Origin of the sequence: Rhodopseudomonas sp. (genome assembly GCF_013377015.1) — a bacterium.
Taxonomy (GTDB): Bacteria; Pseudomonadota; Alphaproteobacteria; order Rhizobiales; family Xanthobacteraceae; genus JARJEH01.
In genome coordinates this window covers 1-1886 of the sequence record NZ_JACABA010000021.1, presented here as the reverse complement: position 1 = coordinate 1886, position 1886 = coordinate 1, and the positions used below count along the sequence as shown (strand labels likewise).

At 64.8% G+C, this 1886-nt stretch carries 2 protein-coding genes; both read left to right on the top strand.

Annotation, left to right across the window (positions count from 1 at the left end; genetic code table 11):
• Nucleotides 1-1513: biotin/lipoyl-containing protein (locus HXX15_RS23045; RefSeq protein ID WP_296519242.1), on the top strand; the 1513-nt coding region annotated here is incomplete at its 5' end.
• A partial coding sequence (locus HXX15_RS23040; RefSeq protein WP_296519241.1) for a methyltransferase domain-containing protein occupies nucleotides 1510-1886 on the top strand: 377 nt, incomplete at its 3' end. The genes HXX15_RS23045 and HXX15_RS23040, both read left to right, overlap by 4 nt.

Sequence of the window (1886 nt, the reverse complement as noted above, 5' to 3'; positions counted from 1 at the left end):
GGGCATGCGTGCGGTATCGAAGAGCGAAGAGTTTCTCGACTCGCTCGCTTCCTGCAAGCGCGAAGCCAAGTCGTCCTTCGGCGACGAACATGTGCTGATCGAAAAGTACCTGCAACAGCCGCGTCATATCGAGTTCCAGATATTCGGGGACACACATGGCAATGTGGTGCACCTGTTCGAGCGTGACTGCTCCGTGCAGCGCCGCCACCAGAAGGTGCTGGAAGAAGCGCCGGCACCGGGCATGACACCCGCGCGCCGCGCCGCCATGGGCAAGGCCGCCACGGATGCGGCGCGTGCCGTCGGCTATGTAGGCGCGGGCACTGTTGAATTCATCGTCAATCAGGACGGCACGTTCTACTTCATGGAAATGAACACGCGCCTCCAGGTCGAACACCCGATCACCGAGATGATCACCGGCCTCGACCTCGTCGAGTGGCAATTGCGCGTCGCCGCCGGTGAGCCGCTGCCGCTGGCGCAGGAGCAACTGGCGATTCGCGGCCATGCACTCGAAGCGCGCATTTACGCCGAAGATCCGGACAAGGGCTTCCTGCCTTCCACGGGGCGACTGGTGCATCTGGCGCCGCCGGAAGAGTCGCTGCACGTGCGCGTCGACACCGGTGTGGAGCAGGGCGACGAGATCTCCCCACACTACGATCCGATGATCGCCAAGCTCATCGTCTGGGACGAAACGCGCGAACGTGCCCTTGCCCGCATGCTGCAGGCCCTGGCGCAATACCGCATCGTCGGCGTTTCCAACAACGTCGGTTTCCTCTCGCGGCTGGTGGCCTGCCCGGCCTTCGCCCATGCCGATCTCGATACCGCGCTGATCGAACGCGAAAAGGATTTCCTTTTCCCCGCCGGCGGCACCGGCGAAGTGCCGACCGATGCCTGGCTGGTCGCGGCGCTCGCCGAACTGCTGCGCGAGCAGGTCGTCGCCAATGAAGTCGCCCCCGGTGATGACGATCCCTATTCGCCGTGGCGTGTGCGTGACGGCTGGCGCATGAACAGTGCCGCCCGGCGCTCGCTCGCCTTCCGCGCCGGCGAGACAGATAAATCCGTCGGCGTCGCCTACGCCGGACGCGACTACGTGCTCGAACTTGACGGACAGGCGACGCCTGCCGGCGGCGAACTCAAGCCAGGCGGCCAGTTACGCGCCAGCCTCGCGGGTCGTCGCATCAACGCGACGGTGGTCATCGCCGGCGAGAAGCGCCACATCTTCCTGCATGGTCGTGCCTTCATCTTTTCCGCCGTCGACCCGCTGTTCCAGGCGGGCGAAGGCGGCGGTGCCGAGGGCGGCCTGACCGCGCCCATGCCCGGCAAGGTCATCGCCCTCATTGCCAAGCCCGGCGACAAGGTCGAGAAAGGTACGCCGCTCTTGATCCTCGAAGCCATGAAGATGGAACACACCATCGCCGCGCCGGCGGCCGGTACGGTGAAGTCCTTCCGCTTCGGCGTCGGCGATCAGGTTACCGACGGCGCCGAGCTCGTCGAATTCGAGGTCGCGGGCAAGTGAGCAGATCAACGCCCGGTCCCACGCCCGAGTTCTGGCAGGAAAAGTTTGCTAACCGCCATGCGACCTGGGATCGCGGCAAGTCGAACCACCAGTTGCTGGCGTGGCTCGATTCGGGCGAACTAAGCCCCTGCCGCATCGTCGTCCCCGGCTGCGGTGCGGGCTGGGAGGTTGCTGAATTCGCCAGTCGTGGCTTCGACGTCACCGCCATCGACTACACTCCAGTCGCCGTCGAAACCACGCGCGCCCTGCTTGCCGACAACGGATTGCAGGCCGAAGTCGTGCAGGCGAACGTACTCGACTATCAGCCTGCCAAACCCTTCGATGCGATCTACGAACAAACCTGCCTGTGCGCAGTGCATCCAGACCACTGGGC